Genomic DNA, 3,751 nt, shown 5'->3' with positions numbered 1-3,751 from the left:
TTGAACAGTCGCTCTTTTTATGTGAAAAACAAATTGAACAAAATTTCAATTAATTACTGTATACAAAATCTCGTAATATTGGTATCATGTAAGGAAATATAACATTAATGTGTTAGGAGAATTTACGTGATTGTTCGAGATGAATTGAATCGGTACTTCCATTTTTCTTCCTCTGAGATTACGAGCATACTTCAACGAATATTGTTGACGAAGGAACAAGAAATCCATGAGTTAAAAAATAAAATCACAAAGTATGAAGAGAAAAGACAAGCTGAGGATGCGTTTTATCAATCCTTGTCTCCTGTACGAAAGTTTTTTGCAAGCCGTCCGCCGAGTCATCACCAAGCGGTTGAATACATGGTTCATGTGAAAGATCGCTTAAAGCAGATTGACACACTGAAACAACGAATCTATGAAATTAACATGGCCATTCGTCAATGTGAAGAAATAACCAGTGGTGATGAACTTGAACTATCAAGTGTGATTACGGAAGACATCATCAAGCAGAAGAAAGTCGAGGAGTAGTAGTGATGACTATTGAAACATTGAGCTCAGGATTAGATACGATATGGGTCGTGTTAACTGCTGCAATGATTATCCTCATGGAGGGTGGCTTTGCTCTTTTAGAGGCTGGCTTTGTTCGGCATAAAAATAATGTAAATATTATAATGAAAGTATTTGTTGATATTACCATAGGTGCACTATGCTTTTATTTAGTTGGTTTTGCTTTTATGTATGGGAGTGATGCGTGGGGAATGATCGGAACAAGCGGCTTTGCGTTGTTAGGGGATCTGTCTCATATCGAGCTTTCCATATCTCTTGATACGTTCTGGTTATTTCAAGCGGCCTTTGTTATTGCTGTAATTTCTATTGTTTCAGGTGCAGTGGCGGAGAGAATTAATTTTCGTGCTTATATTCTTTATGCGATGATCATGACGGCGGTTATTTATCCAATTGCAGGACATTGGGTATGGGGTGGAGGCTGGATAAGTGAGCTAGGAATGCTTGATTTTGCTGGAAGTGCTGTTATACATGCGCTCGGTGGTTTTTCGGCTTTGGCGGCAGCCATGTTTATCGGTCCGCGTAAAGGGAAATTCACTCCTTTGGGAACTAGCACAATCGCGTTACCGAGTAATATTCCTTTAGCTTCAGTAGGAGCATTTCTTCTTTGGTTTGGATGGTTTGGTTTTAACGCAGGAAGTACATTAAGTGGTACAGATGTAAGAATCGGACATATTGCGATTGTGACCATGTTATCTGCAGCTTCTGGAGGGGCAGCAACGCTTTTATATACGCTTTTCCGTTATAAGCGTTCGGACGCGCCGGCAGTTATTAACGGTTCATTGGCAGGACTAGTCGGAATAACCGCAGGATGTGCGTTTGTTAGTGATCAAGCTGCTATTTTTATAGGGGCAATATCTGGTTTATTGATGTTGTTTGCTACCAATTGGCTAGAGTCACGAAAAATTGACGATCCGGTTGGAGCGTTCCCGGTTCATGCTGTTTCTGGTATGTGGGGAACAATTGCACTTGGATTGTTTTCGACAGAAGGGGGCCTTTTTTATGGTGGGGGCTGGCATCTACTAGGGGTTCAAGTGTTAGGATTAATCGTTTTATGTATATGGGGATTTGCAATGACCTGGCTAGGCTTATCGCTCATCCGTCTTTGGATACCTGTTCGTTCCACAGAAGAGGAAGAAGAGATGGGATTAGATATAAGTTACCATGGGGTGCTAGCTGCTTATCAGGAACACGATTTTATTAATTATCAAGATCACTATACAGATTTTCCAAACAAGAATACTGATTAAACAAAGGCTCTATTACATTGGTAATAGAGCCTTTGTTTATGTTAGTTATTGGTCAAGTAACATTTTCATATATTGGAAAAAAAGAGAGGTGAATGCTTTGGCCAAGAACTTTCGTCAAGAAGCACTATTTGAATTGAATTTTTGGTTACAGGTACTTGGAGACCACGCACGATTTATCCATGATTCTTTAGCACCTTCGGAAACTCAGTACATCAGCCAAGCGAAGAACTTCATTGCGTTATTTGATCAACTATTAACGATATCACGTAGACAGCCTACTGGTGAGGAACTTATGCAGCTGCTACATAGAGCCAATCAAGCGGGAACAGAAATCAGAGAACTGAAACTCACCTTGGTACGATCGCATTTGGTGGGGGAAGTGAAAATTACTTTACCACCATCTTTTCTAAGTCATATGGTCAATGAGCTAGAAGAGGCATTGAGAGTATTCTCATTTTTTCTTAAAGGAGAAATTCCTCCAACCGTTCATCCGTTACATCATGATTTATTGTGGTTATTAGATGCGGCAGGACATGCGGGGGCCATAGATGCCAACTTAGATAGTGTGGAAAAGAAGCTCAAAGAAAAAGGGCGAGAGTTCACAAAGGACTGGGAGCATTTTTATTTAAAGGCTGTCGAGATGGCGGGTTACTTGCGTGCGAATGTGTATTCTTTCCCCGCATTAAGTCGTTTTCACAAAGAAATTGAATTAGAAATGGAGATTTTCAAAAGTTTTTTAAGAGAGTTAGAGGAAATGGAGTTAAACAAAGAAACTCTCGGAGTATTAACGCCCCTTATGGCGGATCATATGGCTCGAGAGGAATGTTATTATTTAATGAAGCTTGCTGAGACAACAGAAGTGAAGGATCCTAATTGCGATCCAACCAAACCAAGGACAACAAATTAGAAAGATTAAATACAAAGTCTCTAGTCTTATGACTGGGGGCTATTTTTGCTTCTTATAAAATTCTTTTTTTGAAAATAATGAGTACGCTTCCATAATGTATAATAAAAATATTCAAAAAACTGACAAAATGGAGCTGGCTCATGGAACTATTATTCGTTGTATTATCAGCTTTATCTGTGATCGGAGTTGGGTATATCGGTCAAAGGACCATTGGATTTGATCGAAAGGCGATTTCTGCCATGGCATTATATTTAATGCAGCCTTTTTTGGCATTTCGAACCTTTTATACTAATGCAATTACCATGGAATATTTGTATATCCTGCTGTTTTGTGTGCTTCTTTGTATAGGGATGATTGTTATTGTTCAAATTACAGCAACAGTAAAAAAACTACCTCGCTCAAGGCACTCTGCCATGGTGCTTTCAGGAGTATTTATGAACAGTGGGAACTATGGTGTCCCCATTATCTTACTTGCTTTTGGTAACGTGGGTGTTGATTATGCCGTTATCATGATGGTCATACAATCCTTCCTTATGAGTACAATTGGGGTGTATTATGCTGGAAAAGGAAGCGAGAGAGGATATTCAATCAAACAATCCATTTTAAATATTTTAAAAATGCCAATGATATATGGCTCTGTCTTGGGAATAATTCTTCAACTCTTAACCCTGCCAGTACCAGATATGATCATGAAGCCTATCGATCTGATTGCCGATGCAACCATTCCGACTATTATGCTTGTACTAGGTATGCAACTTGGCGCCATTACAAAGAAGAATGTTAGTATCGGAGACGTTTCTACTATTATAATCCAACGTATGCTTATTTCTCCTGCCTTGGCTTTACTCTTAGTATGGCTACTACCCATAGAAGGAATGCTTGCCCAAGTTCTTATTGTTCTATCAGCCATGCCTTCAGCAGCAAATACAATGATGCTTTCGCTAGAATTTGGAACAGAGCCAGACCTTGTTTCTTATAGTACGCTAGTTACGACCTTGTTAAGTATATTATCGGTTCCGGTGATGTTGATGTT

Annotated in this window: 4 protein-coding genes; all 4 read left to right on the top strand. The window is 39.3% G+C overall.

Going from position 1 to position 3,751, the window contains the following annotated elements:
- Positions 1–126: 126 nt before the first annotated feature.
- On the top strand, positions 127–525 hold the full coding sequence (locus ACGLXV_RS22065) for a hypothetical protein (protein WP_391560310.1): 399 nt from the start codon (positions 127–129) through the stop codon (positions 523–525).
- A gap of 5 nt (positions 526–530) precedes the next feature.
- Complete coding sequence (locus ACGLXV_RS22060) at positions 531–1,811, top strand: ammonium transporter (RefSeq protein ID WP_391560309.1); 1,281 nt, start codon at positions 531–533, stop codon at positions 1,809–1,811.
- Positions 1,812–1,908: 97 nt separating this feature from the next.
- Positions 1,909–2,718 (top strand): DUF2935 domain-containing protein, encoded by an 810-nt coding sequence (locus tag ACGLXV_RS22055; protein ID WP_391560308.1) that lies wholly within the window; start codon positions 1,909–1,911, stop codon positions 2,716–2,718.
- 140 nt (positions 2,719–2,858) lie between these two features.
- The coding region (locus ACGLXV_RS22050; protein WP_391560307.1) for an AEC family transporter at positions 2,859–3,751 on the top strand (893 nt) is incomplete at its 3' end.

The sequence above is a fragment of the Robertmurraya sp. genome (assembly GCF_036676585.1).
Classification (GTDB): domain Bacteria; phylum Bacillota; class Bacilli; order Bacillales; family Cytobacillaceae; genus Robertmurraya_A.
The sequence above is the reverse complement of the archived record's forward strand: the minus strand, read 5'-3'. Positions and strand labels throughout refer to the sequence as shown.